The following is an 18,634-nucleotide window of genomic DNA, read 5'->3' as shown; positions in this document are numbered from 1 at the left end:
GCGGTCAGGCGGCCGTGGCGGGCAGCGGCAGCCGTACCGACACCTGGAAGCCCGGTCCGTCGGCGCGGCGGCCCGCGGTCGCGGTGCCGCCACAGGCGGTGGCGCGCTCCTGGATGCCGATCAGGCCGTTGCCGCCCGAGGGGAGGGAACGGCCCGAGCCGGGGCCGTCGTCGGTGACGTCGATCGTCAGAGCGTCGTCGTCCCAGCGGAGCCGGATGTCGGCGCGGGAGGCGCCGGCGTGTTTGACGATGTTGGTGAGCGCTTCCTGGGTGATCCGGTAGGCGGCGACCTCGACGTCGGGAGGGAGCGGCCGGGGCTCGCCCGAGGTGCTGTAGGCCACGTCGAGCCCGGTGCCCGTGACCTGGCCCGCCAGCGTGGGCAGGTCACCGATGGTGGGCTGCGGCGCGCGGGGCCCCTCTCCCTCCTTGAGCACGCCCAGCATCCGCCGGAGCTGGAGCATCGCGTCGCGCCCGGCGGCGGCGATCGCGTCGAAGGCCGCCTCGGCCCTGGCCGGATCGCTCCTGACCACCACGGGCCCCGCCTCGGCCTGGACCACCATGAGGCTCACCGCGTGGGCCAGGATGTCGTGCATGTCGTGCGCGATCCTGGCCCGTTCCCGTTCGGCGGCCCGCTCCGCCTCGACCTGGCGCTCGTGCTCCAGGCGGGCGGCCCGCTCCTCCAGGGCCGCCGCGTAGGCGCGGGAGACGGCGGCGGCCCTGCCGATCGCGTACGCGGCGACGAACAGCACGATGCCGCGCAGCGCGGTGTCGGACGAGCCGACCAGCAGCATCCCGCCGCAGGTCGCCAGGACGATCATGGACAGGCGGGCCCAGCGGGAGGACCGCATGGCGACGGTGTACATCGCGACCAGCCCGCCGTACCAGATCGGCTGTGACGGCAGGTTCTCGGCGAGGTCGTACAGGGAGGTCGCCAGGAGGGTGAAGATCAGCACGGGCACCGGCATCCGGCGCCGCCAGGCCAGCGGCGTCACGGCCACGACCACGACCACGTATCCCCACCAGTGCCAGGGGACGTCGTGGGGGTTGTCGCGGCCCACGAACGGCCACAGCTGCACCACCATCACCAGGGCGGTGAGCGCCACGTCCACCCACTGGGGAGGAAGGGTCCGTATCCGGCGGCGTAACAGGGCGATGAACGGCAGATCGGGCACGGTGTCCAATCCTGCTTCCTCCCCCGGCGCGCCGGTACGGCGGGGGGACCACGGCCGGGGCCGTAGCCGGGACCACCGCCCGGACCACGACCACGCGCGGCCGACCGGCGGCCGGGACGCGGCCTGCCGGTCGGCCCGTTCCGGGCTGCTCACGCGTGGGTGGTGGCGCGCCGGGCGGAGTGGGCGGCGGGCCTGGCGGCGGGGGCCAGCTCGCGGGCGAGGGGGACGAAGGAGACGAGCAGGAAGATCGCGCCCACCGGGATGAGGTCGCGGTCGACGATCGGGAGGACGAGGTCGATCAGGACCAGCAGCGGCGTCCAGACCTTGACGCGGCCGATGACGGCGAGCTGGACGACGAGGGCGAGCTGACCGAGGTAGAAGAGGTAGGGGCCGCCGTCGTAGATCGCGATGGAGACGCCGGGGACGGCCTGGACCCGGTCGAACAGGACGCCCATCGCCGCGTGGTCGGCGGAGAGGAACCCGACCACGATGTCGATGACGAACTGTGTGGCGGCGGCCAGGATGCCGACGGTCCCGAGCCCGGCGCTCACCGTGGCCACGACACCGCGGCCCGCCATCCGGCGCATCTCCCAGAAGACGGGGACGAACAGGGCCAGGGCGGCGAGGAAGGCGAGGTGGCCGGTGGTCCAGGCGAGGCCGGGGCCCCTGCTGCCGTCGAGCCCGTCGAGGATCCGGATGATCCCGTAGGCGAGGACGAGCAGGGGGGTGGCGATGAATGCGAAGCGGGGGTTCATGTCAGGGCTCCAGGCGGTTGGCGGATAAGGCAATCCTGGTTTTCCGCCGCCGGAAAGTGATCGCCGGTGGGAGCGATCCTCGGTCTCACCGGTGAGGGGGAACGGATATCCCCCGTACCGGCGATGTCAGCGGCCCGGCGGGCACGGGAGCATGACACCTCTCACGGAACCTCCGCCCGCCGCCCGCCTGCCGCCCGCCGCCTGCCACCCGCCGCCCGCTGCCCGCCGGCGGCCGTGGACCCCAGACCGGCCGCCGCCGGTCCCCGGCCGCCGTCAGCCGGCGGCCAGTGGCCGGCCGCCGGCTCCCGGTGGTCACACGCGGGCCAGGACGAGGCTGAAGTCACCGGTCGGATCGGTGTAGTGGCGGCTCACCGCGAACCCGGCCGCGGCGAGCTCCGCCCGCAGTCCCTCGGGGCGGAACTTGGCGCTGATCTCGGTGCGCATCTCCTCCCCGGCCGTGAAGGAGACGGTCAGGCCGAGGTCGCCGACCCGCACCCGCATGGCCCGGCCCGCCCGCAGCCGCATCTCGATCCAGTCGTGCTGCATGTCATAGAGCGCGACGTGCTCGAACGCGTCCGGTTCGAAGTCGGCGTCCAGCTCCCGGTTGACCACGCGCAGGACGTTGCGGTTGAAGGCGGCGGTCACCCCGGCCGCGTCGTCGTAGGCGGCGACCAGCCGCCCGGTGTCCTTGACCAGGTCGGCTCCGAGCAGGAAAGTGTCGCCGGGCCGGAGGGTGGTGCGCAGCTCCTTGAGGAACACCTCGCGTGCCGCCGGATCGAGGTTGCCGATGGTGCCGCCGAGGAAGGCCACCATCCGCCGCCCCTCGCGCGGCAGCAGCGCCAGATGGTGCTCGAAGTCGGCGCAGACGGCCCGTACGGCCAGGCCGGGGTAGCGGGTGGTGAGGCGCCGCGCGGCGTCGCCGAGGGTGACCGCGTCGACGTCCACCGGCGTGTAGGTGCGCAGCGTCCCCGCCGCCGACAGGGCGTCGAGCAGCAGGACGGTCTTCTCGCTGGTCCCCGAGCCGAGCTCGACCAGGGTGTCCGCGCCGCTGCGCGCGGCGATGTCGACGGACTGCCGGCGCAGGATGGCCAGCTCGCGGCGGGTGGGGTAATACTCCGGCAGCCGGGTGATCTGGGAGAACAGATCGCTGCCGGCCGCGTCGTAGAACCACTTGGGCGGCAGCCATTTGGGCGTCGACGACAGTCCGGTGCGGACGTCGTGTTCGAGTGCCTGACGCAGGTAGTCGTCACCGAGATGGTTGACCAGATTCATGGATGACTGGCTGACGGACACGGGGCCTCCTGGGTCGATGGGTCAGGGGCGTCCTCGCCTGGCGGCCGGTCGGCCCGTGACCGGGGTGCTGTGGTTACCGGTGATCTCGATCCGCCCGGTCACGTCCCTCCTCGCCCGGCGGCCCGCCGGCCCGTGACCGAGATGCCATGTCTCGCGGTGATCTCGCTCCGTCCGCTCACAGTGGCTGGATGCACACGCCGTCGGGAGAGGCGAGGACCAGTTTCCGGTCCGGTACGGCCTGCCAGCCGGACCGGTCGTCCAGCGGCTCGCTCGCCACGAGCACGCCGTCGTCGAGGTGGAGGTGGAGGGTGTCGCCCCAGACGGTCGCGGCGATCGACGCGCCGTCGCAGGCGAGCAGGTTCAGGCGGGCGCCGGGGTCCTCCGCCCCGGCCCGGGTGACGACCTCCGCCAGCGCGTCGCCGAGCGGCAGCCCGGCGCGTCGCCGGGTGAAGACCGCGGCGGCGAGCCACGCGGAGTCGCAGGCGCTCTCCGCGTCGCGGGCGAGCCCGCGGACCACCTCCCGCGCGACCCTGCCGTTGTGGCTGAGCAGCCACGGCCCGTCGGCGAAGGGCGCGGTCGCGCTCTCCTCGATCGGCATGCCGACGGTCGCCGACCGGATGGCGGCCAGCAGGCAGCCCGAGCGGCCGATCTGGGCGAGGGCGGGCAGGTTGGCGTCCGTCCAGATGGGGACGGAGCGGCGGTAGCGGACCGGCTCCGGGCGGGCGGCGTCGTACCAGCCCATGCCGAAACCGTCGGCGTTGACCGTGCCGTGGCGCTGCAGGCGCGGGGCGTAGGACTGCCGGAGCAGGCCGTGCTCGGGTCCGTGGATCAGCGAGGCGAGGGTCCGGGGAGCGCCCAGCCAGGCGGCGTGGCGGCACATCTACGCCTGCTCCGGGGAGGCCGACCGGGCGCAGCGGAAACCGGAGAAGATCTGCCTGCGGATCGGATGGTCCCAGTTCCGGAACGTCGTGCGGACCGCGGCCGGGTCGGCCGCCCAGGATCCGCCGCGCAGCACCCGGTAGTCCTTGCCGAAGAAGACCTCGCTGTACTCGCGGTAGGGGAAGCTGCGGAAGCCGGGGTAGGGCAGGAACCGGGAGGCGGTCCACTCCCACACGTCGCCGACCATCTGCTCGGCGCCGTAGGCGCTCGCCCCGGCGGGGAAGGCGCCCAGCGGCGCGGGCCGCGCCGCCCGGTGCCCGAGGTTGGCCCGGCCGGGTCCGGGGGCGTCGTCACCCCACGGGTAGGTCCGCGACCGCTCCGCCGCGGGATCCCAGCCGCAGGCCTTCTCCCACTCGGCCTCGGTGGGCAGCCGCTTGCCGGCCCAGCGGGCGTAGGCGTCGGCCTCGTACCAGCAGACGTGCTGGACGGGCTCGTCCATGGGCACGGGCTCGGGCCGGCCGAAACGGGTGCGCCACCAGATGCCCCCGTCCCTGGTCCAGAACAGCGGGGCGTGGGCGCGGGTCTGCCGGCGCCAGCCCCAGCCCTCCGGCGTCCACCAGCGGGGGTCGTCGTAGCCGCCGTCCTCGATGAAGGCGGTGTAGGCGCGGTTGCCGACGGGGAGCCTGTCGATCCAGTAGGCGGCCAGGTCGACCCGGTGGGCGGGGCGTTCGTTGTCGTAGGCCCAGGGCTGGGTGTCGGTGCCCATCAGGAAGGGACCGGCGGGGACGAGCACCTCCTCGGCGCCCGCGGGCCCGCCGGACGGCAGGCCGCCGTCGCGGACCAGGCCCGGCTCCTCCGACAGTTGCAGGGTGGCGAGCATGGTCTCGTCGTGCTGGTGCTCGTGCTGGATCACCAGGCCGAAGACGAAGGCGTCCCGGTGCAGGGGGTCGGGGCCCTCCAGGTCGATCGCGTCGAGGACGTCCAGCACCCGGCCGCGCACGCCCTCGATGTAGTGGCGCGCCTCGCCCGGCCCCAGGATGGGCAGGCTCGGGCGGTCCTTGCGCGGGTGCTTGAACGCGTCGTACAGGTCGTCGATCTCGGGGCGGAGCGGGGTGATCCCGCCGGCCTCCCGCAGCACCCACAGCTCCTCGTAGTTGCCCACGTGCGCCAGATCCCACACCAGCGGCGACATCAACGGAGAGTGCTGTCTGACCAGCAGGTCGTCCTCGGTGTCGGTATAGGCCAGCGACCGGTTACGCACCGCGACCAGCTCGGCGGCGATGCGTTCCTTGAAGTCGTTCATGCCTGTCCTTCCTCGGTCAGCCAGGCCGACAGGCTCCGCGCCGGCCCTTTCACCAGATCCAGCAGGTCCGCGGCCGGCGGGCGGCCGGTCGTCACGTGGCGGTCGGCGAACGCGGCCACCTCGCGGACCAGGTCCGGGGCCGCGCCCAGGCGGGGCAGCGCCGCGAGGGCGGCCTCGAAACAGGTCTCGGCGGCGCTCCTCAGCCGTGGCTCCGCCAGGCCGAGGCGCGCCGCCCACGGCCACATCCCCGCGTACGGCTCGGCGGCGGCCAGCGCCGTGTCGGCCGCGCGGTCGTCCATCACGAGGGCGTGGGTCACCGCCACGCACACCGGCCAGCTCGCCGGGTCCTGGGCGTCGAGGTAGCGGATCTCCAGCCAGCCGCGCGGCCGCACCGGAGGGAAGATCGTCGTGGCGTGGTAGGCCAGGTCCGCCAGGGTCGGCGGGCGGGTGGGGGCCGACAGCCAGTCGCGGAAGGTCGAGCCGTCGCGGACCGTGCGGCACCGCTCACCGTCCTCGCGTACGAGCATGAGCCGGGCGTCGAGCAGGTATTCCGCCCAGGCCGAGGCCGGGTCGCCGGTCGCGGGGACGGGGGCCGTCCGGGTCCGGTCCAGGTTCTCCCACACCGCCTGGCGTCCCGACATCCACCCGCACGGCCGGCCCCCGCTGAGTGGTGAGTTGGCGAAGGCCGCCGTCAGGACGGGCCCCAGCAGGTGCGTGCGCTCCCACCGGACCGCGGGCCTGCCGCCCAGGTCCAGGTTGACCTGGATCGACGCCGTCGAGCACATCATCAGGGACCCGTACGGCGTGCCGAGGAACTCGGCCATCGCCTCGTAGCGGGGCAGCCGTAGCTGCCGTCGGGCTGGCCGTACCGGGTCGAGACCCACCCCGGCCAGCGCCAGGCCCGCCTCCCGCAGGGCCGCGCGCGCGGCGTTCACGTCGGCGGCGAGGCGGGCGATCGCCTCCGGCAGCGGACCCGCCGGGCCGGAGAGTTCGAGCTGGCCGCCCGGTTCGAAGGTCACCCGGCTCCCGCCGGGCAGCGGGGGCAGCGCGTCGGCGATCCTGGCCAGCGGGACCTGGCGGGCGGGGGCGGCCCGGTCGAAGACCAGGAATTCCAGCTCGATCCCCACCTGGTCCCCGGTGGAGCCGCGGAAGCAGCCTCGCGCGAAGTCCGCCACATCCGAAGCGCCCCGGACCAGCGCGCCCTCGGCGGCCAGATCGATCATCGTGCCCCCTTTGCCCGATGTGTACGGGTCTATAGACCCGCGAGGCGCGCAAGCGTTACAGCGGGCCGGGGTGTAACGGATCGACCGCGAGCGGCACTACGGTCACATGGGGCACAGGTGAGAATGATGCGAGCCGGATCCCGGTCCCGGCGCCCGGTCGGCTGCCGTGAGGCCGTCGGGCTCGTCACCGACTACCTCGACGGGGCGCTCCCCGCCGGGCGGCGGCGGCGCATGGAGGCCCATCTGGCCGGGTGCGCCGGCTGCTCGGTCCATCTGGAGCAGATCCGGGCGATGGTCGAGGCCCTCGGCTGCCTCCGGGGCGACGGCGTCACGGGCGGGGTGCTCAGGAGGCTGCGCGTGGCCTTCTCCGGCCCGGGGCCAGGGCCGTCCCGGGCCGTGGGAGGCGGGCGGTAGCCGGCGTCAGGGCCGTCCCCGGTCGCGGAAGGCGGCCAGCAGCCGCTCGCGCGCTTCGCCGGGCAGGGCCGTGGGCGGCAGCTCGCCGAGGGCGCCGATGGTGGCGCGGAACTGGCCGAGGTAGCGCTCGCAGCCCTCACAGCCGCCGAGATGTTCCTCGAACCGGCCTCCCCTGGGCGCGTCGAGCTCACCCTCCAGGTAGACGGTCACGAGTTCCACCACCTCGTCGCAGCTGAACCGCTTCACGACGCTGACCGCCTTACCGTCTCGATGCTGAACCGATTCCACTACGCCGACCGCCTCGCCGTCTCGAAATACTCCTCCAGCCGCCCGCGCACCGCAGCGCGGGCGCGGTGCAGCAGGACACGCTGGTTGGCCGCGGAGATCTCCAGGATCTCGCAGACCTCCTCCGATGTGCACCCCTCGACGTCTCGGAGTGTGATGACCGCCCGCTGCCTGGGGGGAAGCTCGGCCAGGGCCGCCGCGATCCGGCCGCGCACCTCCGAGGCGAGCACCTCGCCCTCAGGGGTCGGCCAGGCGGTGGGCAGTTCCTTCCAGTGTCCGGGGAAGGGGTCGTCCACGCCCTGGAAACGCGAGCGGTCGACAGTCGGCCGCTCCTGCTCGAAGACGCTGCTCCAGGGGACCGTGCGGTTCTCGCGCACGCCCCGCTTCTTGGCCGTGTTGACCAGGATCCGGTAGACCCACGTCTTGACGGACGAGCGGCCTTCGAAGCCCTCGATCCCCCTGATCACCGCCAGCCAGGTGTCCTGCACGATCTCCTCGGCGGAGTCGTTGGTGGACACGTGCGAGCGGGCCAGCCACAGCATCCCCCGCGACCAGGTGTCCAGCAGCGCCGCGAACATCGTCTCGTCCCCGGCGCGCAGCGCCGCGACGACGACATCGTCCGGGGGGAGCCTACCGCCCGTGAAGGGCTCCACGATTGTCTCCTCCTGGTCGGGCAGCTGGGACATTCATGACGTCGTGGTGCGTCCTCTCCGTTGAAGCGCTCCGGAGCGCGGCCAGTCCCGGAGATAGAAGATTCCCGCCCTGAGCTGGGACGACACCTTCTCCTCCCCGGCCTGACCGCCGGATGTCCGCAGTCTTCTCCCTGCACAGTCCCATGACCGTCCCGTTCGTTACGCGGTCCGGGCCCGCCGGACCCGAGGTAGAGAGGTCCGAGGTAGAGAGGTCCGAGGCAGAGAGGTCCGAGGTAGAGAGGTCCGGGGTGAGGAGGTTCAGGACGGCGGCGGGCGCAGGCCCGTGAGACGGCACAGTACGGCGAAGCCGTCGGCGGTCCCCGGCCAGTGGCGCTCCACCGCCTCCAGCCCCGCCCTGCGGACCACGCTCCGCAGGACGGCGGTGACGATGATGGCGTCGTCGGCGTAGCCCAGCACCGGGACGAAGTCGGGGATCAGGTCGATCGGCAGGGCCAGGTAGACGAGCAGCAGGCCGAGCAGTACGCGGATGCCACGGGGGAGGGTCCGGTCGGCGGCCAGGCGCCGCAGGAGACGCAGGAGGTCGGGCAGGAGCCGGAGGGCCTCGGTCAGCAGCGCCCCCCGGGGCCGCATGATCACCAGGGCGGCGGCCAGGGCCAGCCAGACGGCGGCCAGGCCGGCCGCGACGCCCCAGACGACATTCCACCACGACACGTGAGCGAACCTACCCCGGCGGCCCCGGGGCGCCGCCCGCCCCGGTCTACCGGGATGTCCCGGCCGCCTCAAGGGTCTCGCGGGAGGGCTCGGCGGCCGTCGCGGTGCGCCTGCGGAGACCGGCCGCGGTGACGGCCGCGGCGAGGAGGACCCCGACGAGCGGCACGAGCAGGGCCGCGCGGAAGCCGTCGAGCCCGGCCTGGGGCGAGCCGCCGGTCCCGGCGACGGCGGCGCTGACGGCGGTCACCGCCGACAGGCCGAGCGCCGAGCCGAACTGGAAGGAGGTGTACAGCAGGCCGCCGGCGAGCCCCTGCTCCTCCTCCGCGATGCCGTCCGTGGCGGCGATGGTGAGCGGCCCGTAGGTCAGGGCGAAGGCGAGGCCAAGGATGATCATGGTGGGGAACATGGCCGCGTAGGTCCAGTCGAGGCCGATCGGCAGGAACAGCGCGTAGGCCACGGCGGCGAGGACCAGGCCGCCGAAGATCACCCGGACGTTGCCGAAACGGTTCACCAGTCGCGGCGTGACGGTCGGCGCGAGCACGGCGTCGACGCCGACGGCCAGGAGGGCGAGACTCGTCTCCAGCGTCGACCAGCCGCGCAGCTCCTGCAGGTAGAAGACGGCGACGAACTGGAAGCCGAAGAACGACCCGGCGAACAGCAGCGCGCCGAGGTTGGCGCGGACCAGCGGGCCCGAGCGCAGGATGCCCAGGCGGACCAGCGGCGAGGCCGACCGCCGCTCGATCATCACGAAGGCGGCCAGCAGCGCCAGACCGCCGGCGAACGCGCCGGCCGTCCAGCCCCATCCGGCGCCGGGCTCCTCTGACCACCGTGAAGACGAGCAGGAGCATCGCTCCCGTCACGCTGGCCGCGCCGGCCAGGTCGAAACCGTGGGGAGAACGCTCCGGACGCTCCTCACGCGGGATGAGGAGGACGGCGGCCAGGAGGATCAGGGACGCCAGGACGACCGGGGCGAAGAACACCCACCGCCAGTTGACCGCGGTCAGCAGACCTCCGACGACGAGCCCGAGGGAGAAGCCGGCCGCCGCCGTCCCCGCGTAGACCAGCAGGGCCTTGTCACGCTGACGGCCCTCGGCGAAGCTCGTCGTGATGATGGCCAGGCCCGCGGGCGCCATGAACGCGGCGGCCGCGCCCGTCACGAACCGGGCGACGATCAGGATCCACCCCTCGGTCGCGATCCCGCCCAAGCCGGAGAAGGCCAGGAAGACCACGAGCCAGAACAGGAACATCCGCCGCCGGCCCAGCAGGTCCGCGGTCCGCCCGCCCAGCAGCATGAAACCGCCGTAGCCGAGCACGTAGGCGCTCATCACCCAGCTCACCGAGCCGGTGGACATGCCCAGGTCGGACCGGATCGACGGCAGGGCCACGTTCAGCATCGCCACGTCGATCCCCTCCAGGAAGATGGCGCCGCACAGCACGAACAGCACGCCCCAGGCGCGTCCGTTCATGCGGCCGGTGCCGGTGCCGAGTGGTGGGGACTGCGGTGTGGACACGGGATCACTCCTCGGGATGCGGGGGAGGAGGGGCCGGGCCGGCCGCGTTCGGTTTCCTCGGAGCCGGTCAGTTCCCTCTTGTAAGTATTCGCATCATGCGGCACCGGGGAAGGGGGACGGAAGACGGCACTTCGGAGTTACCGAGTCATCGCGCGGATACCGGGGCGGCCGCGCCGGCGGCCGGCGGGCGGCCCGCCGGCCCCCCGGCACCGCTCCGGACGGACGGCCGTTACCGGCCGGCGCCCCACCGGACTGGCGTATCCTCTGGCACATCGGGCAGGGTCGGGCGGGGCCGTACGGCCGCGCGGCATCACACAGTCGCAGTGACCGTAACGGATCCGGGGCCGCGCCCGTAACCGAGGGGAGGCCGTAACGGATCCCGGGCCGCGTCCGCGAGACGTAACGTAACTCGTGCCGCTGTCATGTGTAACGGAACTCCGGCCGTCGGCCGTGACGGAACCCGTCCGCGGCCGCCACCGGGGACGTCCGAGGGGAGGCGTCAGTGCGCGGTCCAGCCGCCGTCGACGGGCAGGACGGCGCCGGTGATGTAGGAGGCGCCGGGGCCGGCCAGCAGGAGCGCGGCGGCGGTGAGCTCGGTGGGGTCGGCCCAGCGGCGGGCGGGCACCTGGTGGTCGAGGAACTCGCGCACGTGCGGGTCGTCGTCGACGCCTTCGTTGAGCGGCGTGCGGAACGGCCCGGGGGCCAGGGCGTTGACGCAGATGCCGGTGCCGGCGAGCTCGACCGCCAGGCTCCGGGTGAGCTGGATCACCGCGCCCTTGCTGGCGGCGTATCCGGCGCGGCCCGCGGCGCCCACCACGCCGAGGGCGCTGGCGAGGGTGACGATGCGGCCGTATCCGGCGGCGCGCATCACCGGCACCGCCGCCTGGCAGGCCAGGAAGGTGCCGACGACGTTGACCTCGAGGCAGTGTCGCAGAGTGGCGGCGTCGAGGTCGGCCAGCTCGCCCCGGGCCTGGACGCCGGCGCTGGTCACCAGGATGTCCAGGCGGCCGTGCCGGGCGACGACGTCGTCGACGACTCCGCGCACGGAGTCCTCGTCGCCGACGTCGCAGGCGATGCCCGAGGCGTGTCGGCCGGTGGCGGCGGTGATCTGCGCGGCGGCCCGCAGGCAGGCGTCCTGCCGACGGCTGGAGACCACGACGGTGCAGCCGGCCTGGGCGAGCGCCAGCGCGATGGCCTGGCCGAGCCCGGCGGAGCCGCCGGTGACCAGCGCGACCTGTCCCGTGAGGTCCGCGCCGCCGGTGGTGGGGAGTCTCTCGGTCACGGGGCCAGCATGTCAGCGCCCCCGGCGCGACCGGACGGCGGCACCCTGGATCAGGCGTCGCCGGTGGCCGGTGTCAGTCCACCGGGACGGGCCGGGGGTCCTCGGCCGCGCGGAGGTCGTAGCGGTCGCGGGCGGCCATGATCTCGGGCACGTGGTCCTCCGACCAGCGCCTGATCCCCGCCATCAGCGCGACCACGCTCTGGCCCAGCTCGCTGAGCGAATACTCCACCCGGGGCGGGATCGTCGGATAGACGGTGCGGACCACCACCCCGTCACGCTCCATGGTCCGCAGTGTCTGGGTGAGGCTCTTCTGGGTGATCCCGTCGAGACGGCGGCGCAGCTCGCCGAACCGGACCGGGCCGTCCTGCAGGGCGTCCACCAGCAGGCAGGTCCACTTGTTGGCGATGGCCGCCAGGACGGTCCGTGAGGCGCATTCCTTCAGGTAGGCGTCGACGGCGCCGAACTCCCGCAGGTGGGACATGGTATCCATAAGGTACCTATATATCGCAAAGGTGCCTTCTTTCCTAGTTATACCGCTGTCCACCACGATTGATCTCGACAGGGTTCCCCTACCAAGGAGATCGAAATGCGTGCCGTCACCCAGTCCGCCTTCGGCGGTCCCTCCGTTCTCCAGCTCGCCGAGGTCGACCGGCCCGTGCCGGACCACGGGCAGGTCCTGATCAAGGTCGAGGCCGCCGGGGTCAACCCGGTCGACGGGGCTGTCCGGTCCGGTGTCTACCCGCTGCTCGGCACGCCGCCGTTCAGCCTCGGCTGGGACGTCGCGGGGGTGATCGAGGCCACCGGGCCCGGCGTGTCCGCGTTCGCCCCCGGCGACGAGGTGCTGGGTCTGCTCGCCTTCCCGGGTGCGGGCAACGCCTATGCCGACTACGTCCTGGCCTCGCCCAACGAGATCATCCACAGGCCCGCCGGGCTGACCGCGCAGGAGGCGGGCGGGCTGCCGCTGGCCGGGCTGACCGCCTGGCAGGCGCTGGTCGGCATCGCGCGCGTCGGCGAGGGACGGCGGGTGCTCGTCCACGCAGCCGCCGGCGGGGTCGGCCACCTGGCCGTCCAGATCGCCAAGGCGCATGGGGCGCACGTCGTCGGCACCGCCCGGGCCGCCAAGCACGCCTTCCTCCGCGGCCTCGGCGCGGACACGCTCATCGACTACGCCACCGAGGACTTCGCCACGGCGACCGAGCCCGTGGACGTGGTGTTCGACCTGGTGGGCGGCGAGTACGGGGAGCGCTCCGCCGCCGCCCTGAAGCCCGGCGGCCTGCTCGTCGGCGCGCTCGGCGGCAACCTCGGCATCACCCCGGAGCGCGCGGCCGAGCGGGGGGTACGGCTCACCGTGGTGAACGTGCGTCCCTCGGCGGCCGATCTGACCCGCCTCGCCGCCCTGGTGGAGTCCGGGCGGCTCAGAGTGCACGTGGACCAGGTGCTGCCGCTGGCCGAGGTCGCCAAGGCGCACGAACTGCTCTCGGCCCGCCGTACCACCGGAAAGATCGTCCTGGTCCCGTGACGCCCGGCGGCGCGCGCGGCCGGAGCCGGAACGTGGTCGCGACGTTCCCGCTCACCGGCCGTGCCTGACCGGCCGTGCCTGTTCCCCACCTGATCGCCCGGCCTGCGGGCGGCCCGGAGTCCTGCGGACGCATGCGATTCCCTACAAATAACCCTACTGGGGGTATGTGTGGGTTATAAATAGGGATAGCCGGTCCGGGGCGGCCGCTCCGCCGGGGCGCGGGACGCCCGGGACCGGCCCCGTCGCGGCCGTCGAAGGGATCATGTGGTGAAGCGTGTGCTGCTGCTGGCGACCGGTGACACCATCGCCTACTCCAGCCGTCCCGCGGGTGTCGCGTCCGGCGCCCAGCTCCTGGCGGCGATCCCTCCGGCCGAGCTCGCGGCGGAGGTGGTGGTGGAGGACGTGATGGCGGAGCCGAGCTGGGACATGTCGCCCTCGACCATGTTCGGGCTGGCCCGCCGGGCCCGTTCGGCGATCCTCGAACAGGGATTCGACGGGGTCGTGATCACTCACGGCACCGACACCCTGGAGGAGAGCGCCTTCCTCGCCGACCTGCTCGCGGGCCGGGCGGCCGAGCGCGGCGCGATCGTGCTGACCGGCGCCGTGCGCCCCCTGGACGAGCTGTCCGCCGACGGCCCGCGCAACCTGGCCTCCGCCGTCGCGGCCGCCGCTGACGGCGCGCTGCGCGGCGCCGGGGCCGTCGTGTGCCTCAACGACGAGCTGCACGCCGCCCGCTGGGCGAGCATGACCGACGCCACGAGCGTGGCGGCCTTCTCCTCGGCGCCCTTCCCCGCGCTGGGCCGTGTGGCCGGCGGGCGGGTCGAGATGCTGGCCGCGCCGCCGCCCCGGCCTCCGCTGGTGGCGGGGGAGCCGGAGGCGGACGTCGCCCTGATCAAGACCTATCCCGGGATGGACTCCGTGCTGCTCACCGCGGTCGTGGACGCCGGTGCCCGGGGGGTGGTGCTGGAGGGCACCGGCATGTCCAACGTGCCGGTCGGCCTCTTCGCGACGATCAGCGAGCTGACGGAGTGGGGCATCCCGGTGGTCGTCGCCTCCCGCTGCCGCACCCGTGGGGTCCCGCTCGACGACCTGCCCCTCGGCGTGGGGCTCGCCGCCAAGGTGGGCGCGATCGGAGCCCGTGACCTCGCGCCGTCGAAGGCGCGCTGCGCGCTGATGGTGGCCCTCGGAACGGGTGGGCCGCGGGCCGTACGCGACTGGTTCGGCAGGCTCTGACGCCCCGGGCCGCCGCTCGCGGGCCCGGGGGACGTCTCGGCGTCCGCGGCGCCGGTCAACGCGGTGGTGAACAGGGACATCCCGATGACGATCAGGGCCAGGCACCGGAGCCGGGACGATCGCATGGTTCCTCCTGACAGCCGGGTGGCTGTGAAGGCGGCCCCACGCCGGGAGAGACTCTCATCGCCGGGAATCAATCGCCGGCGGCTTTCCGTCAGGCCCCGACAGCGTCCGGGGCGAAGGGCCGGGAAAGGCGTCTCCGCCGCGATCGCGGCCGGAGAGCCAGACCGCCGCCGCGGCGAGGGCCGCGAGCGTCCCGCCGGCCCAGGTGACGCCGGAGGCGCCCAGGGAGTCCACCGTCACCCCGCCGAGCAGGGCGCCCAGCGAGATGGCCGCGTTGAACGAGGAGACGAACAGCGCCGCCCCCGCCTCCGGGGCCTGGGGTACCGCGCGCAGCATCCAGGTCTGGAGGCTGACCGAGACGCCGCCGTAGGCGAGCCCCCAGACGGCGAGCAGGACGATCATCCCGGCCCGCACGGCGCCGGGGCCGGGCAGCAGCAGCACCACCGCGGCGAGCGTCCCGGCGATGAGCAGGACGGTGCCGCGCACGTTCCGGGCCGCCGCCGGACCCGCCGCGAAGTTCCCCGCGACCCCCGCCACGCCGTACACCAGCAGGAGCGCGCTGAGCAGGCCGGCGCCGGCGCCGGACACCTGCCCGACGACCGGGCCGAGGTAGGTGAAGGCCGCGAAGTGGCCGGTGACCAGGAGAAGCGTGACGGTCAGACCGGTGCGCACCCCCCTGTCCCGGAGCAGGCGGGGGACCTGCCCGAACCGGATCGCCCGCGTCGCGGTCAGCGGCGGCAGCAGCAGGGCCAGCGCGGCCGTGACCGCCGCGCACAGGAACGCCAGCGCGGCGAACGCGGCCCGCCAGCCGGCCAGCTCGCCGACGAGCGTCCCGGCCGGGACCCCGAGAACGGAGGCGATCGAGACGCCTCCGAAGATCATTGATGTCGCGGCGCCGGTGGACCGCTCCGGCACCAGCCGTACGGCCAGGCCCGCGGCGATCGACCAGAACCCACCGATGCCCAGGCCCACCAGGGCCCGGGAGGCGATCAGTGTCGGCGCGCCCGGGGCCAGGGCGGACAGCAGGTTGGCCACGGTCAGCAGGGCCATCAGCGCGCACAGCACCAACCGCCGGTCGGCCCGGCCCGCGGCCACGGTGAGGACCGGGGCGGCGAGCGCGGCGACGATGCCCGGCAGCGTCACCGCCAGCCCCGCCACACCGGCGGAGATCTTCAGATCGGATCCGACGGACGTCAGCAGGCCGACGGGTGACATCTCGGTGGTCACCACGGAGAAGGTGCCCAGGGACACCGCGACGACCGCGGGCCAGTACGCCCGCGACGGCCGGTCCCCGGCGGGGGAAGCGCTGGTTGACATGTCTGACAGCCTTCAGCCGCGCCCCCGGCGGAACAACGCCGAAGGTCTCATCCTTGGATGAGGTGGGCTAATGGATGGGCGGAGCGGCAGGCGCGTGGAGGTGGCCGTGGGCGGAGTGGAGATCCGGGAGCTGGAGTGCTTCCTCGTGCTGAGTGAGGAACTGCATTTCGGCCGGGCCGCCGAGCGGCTGTACGTCTCCCAGAGCCGCGTCAGCCAGCTGGTGCGCTCGTTGGAGGAGCGGGTCGGGGCCCGGATGTTCGAGCGCACCAGCCGGCGGGTCCGGCTCACCCCGCTCGGTGAGCGCTTCGCCGAGGAGCTGCGCCCCGCCTACGCCTCCCTCCGGCACGCCGTCGAACGGGTCCGGTCCGCGGCCCGCGGCGTCGCCGGCGTCCTGCGGGTCGGGTTCCTCGGGACCTCCGATCAGGAGGTCATGGAGATCGTCGGGATCTTCCAGGAGAGGCACCCCGACAGCGAGGTCGTCACCGTCGAGATGCCGATATCCGACCCCTTCGGCCCGTTGCGGCGCGGCGAGGTCGACGCGGCGTTCGTCTGCGGGCCGGTGGAGGAGCCGGGGTTGGTCCTCGGCCCGCGGGTCAACAGCGAGCCGCAGACGCTCGCGGTCTCCACCCGGCACCCGTTCGCGCGCCGTGCCTCGGTAGCCGCCGAGGAGCTCGCCGGCTGCCCGGTCATCCGGATCGCCGGTCCCGCGCCCCGATACTGGCGGGAGCTGCTGTCCCCGTCCGTCACGCCGGCGGGCCGGCCGGTGCCGGACGGGCCGGCGGCCTCCACGATGCAGGAGGCGCTGTCGATGATCGCGGCCAACCGCGGCGGGATGCTGTTCTGCGCGCTGACCGAGGACTACCATCACCGCCCCGACATCGTCTTCGTCCCCGTCGAGGGGCTGCCCGACTCCGTCCTCTCCCTCATCTGGCACCACGACAACGAGACCGCCCGCCTGGCGGCCTTCCGGCAGGTCACCGCCGACCACCTGCGAGGCCGTCCGGCGGGGCGCGTCCCGGAGCGCCCGCCGGCACCCGCCGCGGCGTCCTCGGCGGGTCCACCGGCACCCGTCACGGCGTCCTCGGCGGGCCGCCGCGCCGCGGGCGGTCTCGCCGGCGCGCTCGCCGGCCACGTGGCCGCCTCCGGCCGGGGGGTGTGAGCCCGGTGCGGTCCTGAGGCGCCGGCCGGAGCCGGGCGGGCGCCTACTTGAGCGGGTCGTGTCCCCAGTTCATCAGGGAGCGTCTCCACCGGGTGTCCTCGACGTCGCCGGAGGGGCGCTGCGCGAGGTGCCGGCGGACGTAGCCGGTCACCTGCCGCATGTGGGTGTAGTCGTCGTCGGAGAGGTCGTCCTCGCGCTTGCGGAGGATCTCCAGGATGCGGCGGCCCGACTCGTGGCCTGTCGACTCGCCGCCACCGGTCTTGTCCCCGCTCCCCTTGGACTCCTGGGTCTCCAGCCAGCGCTCCAGCTCTCCGGCCGTCATGTTGATCGCATGGTGGAAATCCGTGGCGATGTCCCGCCTGTCCTCGGCCATGTCAGTCCTTCCTCCGCGGTGCCGACGACCTGTGCACGGCGCTTCCGTCGCTCCGGCACTCGCTCGTACGCCTGGCCTCCCCGTCAGTGGACCAGCCATCCGGGGGCGGATCTCCCCGACGCTCCGGTCTTTCCCGGTGATTTCCCGGAAAGGGGGGCGCCTGTGGTGTGAACCGGGCGTCACGTCACAGGCGGGCTGCGGAAGGTTCATCACTCCCTTACTCCCCGCCCTTCACGTGCTCGGTGTCCTCCTCGTCGAACTTGCGGGTGTCGCGGGGCTCGGCGTAGGGCTCCTCGTCGGCCGGCCGACCCGCCTCGATGGCGCGTTCCCGGGCGAGTTCGGCGTCGAACTCCACCCCGAGCAGCACGGCGATGTTGGAGATCCACAGCCAGATCAGGAAGACGACGACCCCGGCCAGCGCGGCGTAGGTCTTGCTGTAGGAGCCGAAGTTGGCCACGTAGAACCCGAACGCGGCGGACGCGGCGATCCACACCACGACGGCGATCATGCTGCCGGGAGTGATCCAGCGGAACCCCGGATGCTCGACGTTGGGCGCGGCCCAGTACAGCAGGGCCAGGACCAGCGCCACGATGACCACCAGGATCGGCCACTTGGCGATCCCCCAGATCGTCAGCGCGGTCTCGCCGATCCCGAGGACCTTCCCGGCCTGCGCGGCGAGCTCTCCGGTGAACACGACGGAGACCGCGCCGACCGCCATCAGGATCACCAGGACCGTGGTGATGCCCAGGCGCAGCGGCAGGGTCTTCCAGATGGGCCGGCCCTCGGGCATCTCGTACATGACGTTGGCGGCCCGCATGAAGGCTCCCACGTAACCCGACGCGGACCAGAGCGCGATGGCGATACCCATGATCGCGGCGATCCCCGCGGCGCGCTGGCTGCTCTGCAGGGCCTGGAGCACGGTGTCGATGGTCTGCCGGGCGGGGCCGGGGGCCAGGGCCCCCAGGTTGTCGGTGAGCGACCGGGTGGCCGACTGGCCGAACAGGCCGAGGACGGATATCACCGCCAGCAGCGCGGGGAAGATCGACAGCACCGCGTAGTAGGTGAGCGCGGCGGCCCAGTCGGTGAGGTTGTCCTCCTGGAACTCCTTGACGGTGCGTTTGAGCACGTCCCACCACGACCTCTTGGGCAGCTCGGCCGGGCTCTCGGGCGCCCGCTCGCCCTCCGGCCCCCGGGCGGGGGCGGTTGCCGTGTGCCGGGTGTCGTTATGTGACATGGTGCACCATCTCCAGGTCCAGCGGCCGTACCGCCCGCGTCGGGGCGGCGGCCGCGCTTGTAGCGGCCGGAGCCGCCGGCGGCAGGGCCCGGACCGGGCTCCGTCGGGTGCCGGGCGCGCCCTGTCCCGGCCGGGGATCCGTCCGCCGGCGCCTCCGAGGGGTGTGCGTTCTCGCTCGGAGTCGGCGCTACCCCGC

Annotated in this window: 19 protein-coding genes and 1 pseudogene; 4 read left to right on the top strand and 16 right to left on the bottom strand. The window is 73.6% G+C overall.

Annotated features, from left to right (window positions below; all coding sequences use genetic code 11):
• Positions 1 to 4: 4 nt before the first annotated feature.
• The 6 genes from J2S55_RS15100 to egtA form a co-directional block, all read right to left on the bottom strand.
• Positions 5 to 1,171, bottom strand: a complete 1,167-nt coding sequence (locus J2S55_RS15100) for a sensor histidine kinase (protein WP_306860996.1) — start codon at positions 1,169 to 1,171, stop codon at positions 5 to 7.
• A 149-nt stretch (positions 1,172 to 1,320) separates the two neighbouring features.
• On the bottom strand, positions 1,321 to 1,926 hold the full coding sequence (locus tag J2S55_RS15095; protein ID WP_306860994.1) for a hypothetical protein: 606 nt from the start codon (positions 1,924 to 1,926) through the stop codon (positions 1,321 to 1,323).
• Positions 1,927 to 2,238: 312 nt separating this feature from the next.
• On the bottom strand, positions 2,239 to 3,198 hold the full coding sequence (gene egtD, locus J2S55_RS15090; protein ID WP_306860992.1) for an L-histidine N(alpha)-methyltransferase: 960 nt from the start codon (positions 3,196 to 3,198) through the stop codon (positions 2,239 to 2,241).
• Positions 3,199 to 3,394: 196 nt separating this feature from the next.
• Entirely contained in the window at positions 3,395 to 4,099 is a 705-nt protein-coding gene (gene egtC, locus J2S55_RS15085; protein WP_306860990.1) for an ergothioneine biosynthesis protein EgtC, read from the bottom strand.
• On the bottom strand, positions 4,100 to 5,401 hold the full coding sequence (gene egtB, locus J2S55_RS15080; RefSeq protein WP_306860988.1) for an ergothioneine biosynthesis protein EgtB: 1,302 nt from the start codon (positions 5,399 to 5,401) through the stop codon (positions 4,100 to 4,102).
• The gene (gene egtA, locus J2S55_RS15075; protein WP_306860986.1) at positions 5,398 to 6,624 is read right to left on the bottom strand and encodes an ergothioneine biosynthesis glutamate--cysteine ligase EgtA; all 1,227 of its coding nucleotides are present in this window, start codon (positions 6,622 to 6,624) and stop codon (positions 5,398 to 5,400) included. The genes egtB and egtA overlap by 4 nt, the downstream gene beginning before the upstream one ends.
• A 123-nt stretch (positions 6,625 to 6,747) precedes the next feature.
• Here egtA and J2S55_RS15070 point away from each other — a divergent pair, with 123 nt between their 5' ends.
• Entirely contained in the window at positions 6,748 to 7,038 is a 291-nt protein-coding gene (locus tag J2S55_RS15070; RefSeq protein WP_306875433.1) for a zf-HC2 domain-containing protein, read from the top strand.
• A 6-nt stretch (positions 7,039 to 7,044) separates the two neighbouring features.
• On the opposite strand, the gene J2S55_RS15065 is transcribed toward J2S55_RS15070, so the two are convergent.
• The 7 genes and pseudogenes from J2S55_RS15065 to J2S55_RS15035 form a co-directional block, all read right to left on the bottom strand.
• Complete coding sequence (locus tag J2S55_RS15065) at positions 7,045 to 7,284, bottom strand: anti-sigma factor family protein (protein WP_306860984.1); 240 nt, start codon at positions 7,282 to 7,284, stop codon at positions 7,045 to 7,047.
• A 41-nt stretch (positions 7,285 to 7,325) separates the two neighbouring features.
• Entirely contained in the window at positions 7,326 to 8,009 is a 684-nt protein-coding gene (locus J2S55_RS15060) for an RNA polymerase sigma factor (RefSeq protein ID WP_306860982.1), read from the bottom strand.
• Positions 8,010 to 8,273: 264 nt separating this feature from the next.
• Positions 8,274 to 8,687: a YkvA family protein gene (locus J2S55_RS15055; RefSeq protein WP_306860981.1), complete on the bottom strand. Its 414-nt coding sequence runs from the start codon at positions 8,685 to 8,687 to the stop codon at positions 8,274 to 8,276.
• A gap of 46 nt (positions 8,688 to 8,733) precedes the next feature.
• The gene (locus J2S55_RS15050) at positions 8,734 to 9,432 is read right to left on the bottom strand and encodes an MFS transporter (RefSeq protein WP_306860978.1); all 699 of its coding nucleotides are present in this window, start codon (positions 9,430 to 9,432) and stop codon (positions 8,734 to 8,736) included.
• A 307-nt stretch (positions 9,433 to 9,739) separates the two neighbouring features.
• Positions 9,740 to 10,081: pseudogene (locus J2S55_RS15045) on the bottom strand (MFS transporter); the annotation flags it as partial.
• A 616-nt stretch (positions 10,082 to 10,697) separates the two neighbouring features.
• Positions 10,698 to 11,480, bottom strand: a complete 783-nt coding sequence (locus tag J2S55_RS15040; RefSeq protein ID WP_306860977.1) for an SDR family NAD(P)-dependent oxidoreductase — start codon at positions 11,478 to 11,480, stop codon at positions 10,698 to 10,700.
• 73 nt (positions 11,481 to 11,553) lie between these two features.
• Positions 11,554 to 11,970: a winged helix-turn-helix transcriptional regulator gene (locus tag J2S55_RS15035; RefSeq protein WP_306860975.1), complete on the bottom strand. Its 417-nt coding sequence runs from the start codon at positions 11,968 to 11,970 to the stop codon at positions 11,554 to 11,556.
• Positions 11,971 to 12,066: 96 nt separating this feature from the next.
• Here J2S55_RS15035 and J2S55_RS15030 point away from each other — a divergent pair, with 96 nt between their 5' ends.
• Positions 12,067 to 12,999: an NADP-dependent oxidoreductase gene (locus tag J2S55_RS15030; protein WP_306860966.1), complete on the top strand. Its 933-nt coding sequence runs from the start codon at positions 12,067 to 12,069 to the stop codon at positions 12,997 to 12,999.
• Between the two features lie 267 nt (positions 13,000 to 13,266).
• The gene (locus tag J2S55_RS15025; RefSeq protein ID WP_306860964.1) at positions 13,267 to 14,232 is read left to right on the top strand and encodes an asparaginase; all 966 of its coding nucleotides are present in this window, start codon (positions 13,267 to 13,269) and stop codon (positions 14,230 to 14,232) included.
• A gap of 180 nt (positions 14,233 to 14,412) precedes the next feature.
• Here J2S55_RS15025 and J2S55_RS15020 read toward each other — a convergent pair whose 3' ends face one another.
• A complete protein-coding gene (locus tag J2S55_RS15020; protein ID WP_306860962.1) occupies positions 14,413 to 15,672 on the bottom strand; it encodes an MFS transporter in 1,260 nt (419 codons plus the stop codon).
• A gap of 70 nt (positions 15,673 to 15,742) precedes the next feature.
• Between J2S55_RS15020 and J2S55_RS15015 the strand changes: the two genes are divergently transcribed.
• Positions 15,743 to 16,831, top strand: a complete 1,089-nt coding sequence (locus J2S55_RS15015) for a LysR family transcriptional regulator (RefSeq protein WP_306860960.1) — start codon at positions 15,743 to 15,745, stop codon at positions 16,829 to 16,831.
• 43 nt (positions 16,832 to 16,874) lie between these two features.
• Here J2S55_RS15015 and J2S55_RS15010 read toward each other — a convergent pair whose 3' ends face one another.
• Complete coding sequence (locus tag J2S55_RS15010) at positions 16,875 to 17,204, bottom strand: DUF3140 domain-containing protein (protein WP_306860958.1); 330 nt, start codon at positions 17,202 to 17,204, stop codon at positions 16,875 to 16,877.
• Between the two features lie 217 nt (positions 17,205 to 17,421).
• Positions 17,422 to 18,438: a YihY/virulence factor BrkB family protein gene (locus J2S55_RS15005; RefSeq protein WP_306860957.1), complete on the bottom strand. Its 1,017-nt coding sequence runs from the start codon at positions 18,436 to 18,438 to the stop codon at positions 17,422 to 17,424.
• Positions 18,439 to 18,634 lie beyond the last annotated feature (196 nt).

It is taken from the genome of Streptosporangium brasiliense (genome assembly GCF_030811595.1).
GTDB classification, from domain to species: domain Bacteria; phylum Actinomycetota; class Actinomycetes; order Streptosporangiales; family Streptosporangiaceae; genus Streptosporangium; species Streptosporangium brasiliense.
Note: the sequence above shows the minus strand (reverse complement) of the source record. Positions and strands in the feature narration are given on the sequence as shown.

Coding starts and splice junctions, on each gene's coding strand:
- J2S55_RS15095 (WP_306860994.1), bottom strand. CDS start 1,926: ATGAACCCCCGCTTCGCATTCATCGCCACCCCCCTGCTCGTCCTCGCC.
- egtD (WP_306860992.1), bottom strand. CDS start 3,198: ATGAATCTGGTCAACCATCTCGGTGACGACTACCTGCGTCAGGCACTC.
- egtC (WP_306860990.1), bottom strand. CDS start 4,099: ATGTGCCGCCACGCCGCCTGGCTGGGCGCTCCCCGGACCCTCGCCTCG.
- egtB (WP_306860988.1), bottom strand. CDS start 5,401: ATGAACGACTTCAAGGAACGCATCGCCGCCGAGCTGGTCGCGGTGCGT.
- egtA (WP_306860986.1), bottom strand. CDS start 6,624: ATGATCGATCTGGCCGCCGAGGGCGCGCTGGTCCGGGGCGCTTCGGAT.
- J2S55_RS15070 (WP_306875433.1), top strand. CDS start 6,748: ATGATGCGAGCCGGATCCCGGTCCCGGCGCCCGGTCGGCTGCCGTGAG.
- J2S55_RS15060 (WP_306860982.1), bottom strand. CDS start 8,009: ATGTCCCAGCTGCCCGACCAGGAGGAGACAATCGTGGAGCCCTTCACG.
- J2S55_RS15050 (WP_306860978.1), bottom strand. CDS start 9,432: ATGATCGAGCGGCGGTCGGCCTCGCCGCTGGTCCGCCTGGGCATCCTG.
- J2S55_RS15035 (WP_306860975.1), bottom strand. CDS start 11,970: ATGGATACCATGTCCCACCTGCGGGAGTTCGGCGCCGTCGACGCCTAC.
- J2S55_RS15030 (WP_306860966.1), top strand. CDS start 12,067: ATGCGTGCCGTCACCCAGTCCGCCTTCGGCGGTCCCTCCGTTCTCCAG.
- J2S55_RS15020 (WP_306860962.1), bottom strand. CDS start 15,672: ATGTCAACCAGCGCTTCCCCCGCCGGGGACCGGCCGTCGCGGGCGTAC.
- J2S55_RS15015 (WP_306860960.1), top strand. CDS start 15,743: ATGGATGGGCGGAGCGGCAGGCGCGTGGAGGTGGCCGTGGGCGGAGTG.
- J2S55_RS15010 (WP_306860958.1), bottom strand. CDS start 17,204: ATGGCCGAGGACAGGCGGGACATCGCCACGGATTTCCACCATGCGATC.
- J2S55_RS15005 (WP_306860957.1), bottom strand. CDS start 18,438: ATGTCACATAACGACACCCGGCACACGGCAACCGCCCCCGCCCGGGGG.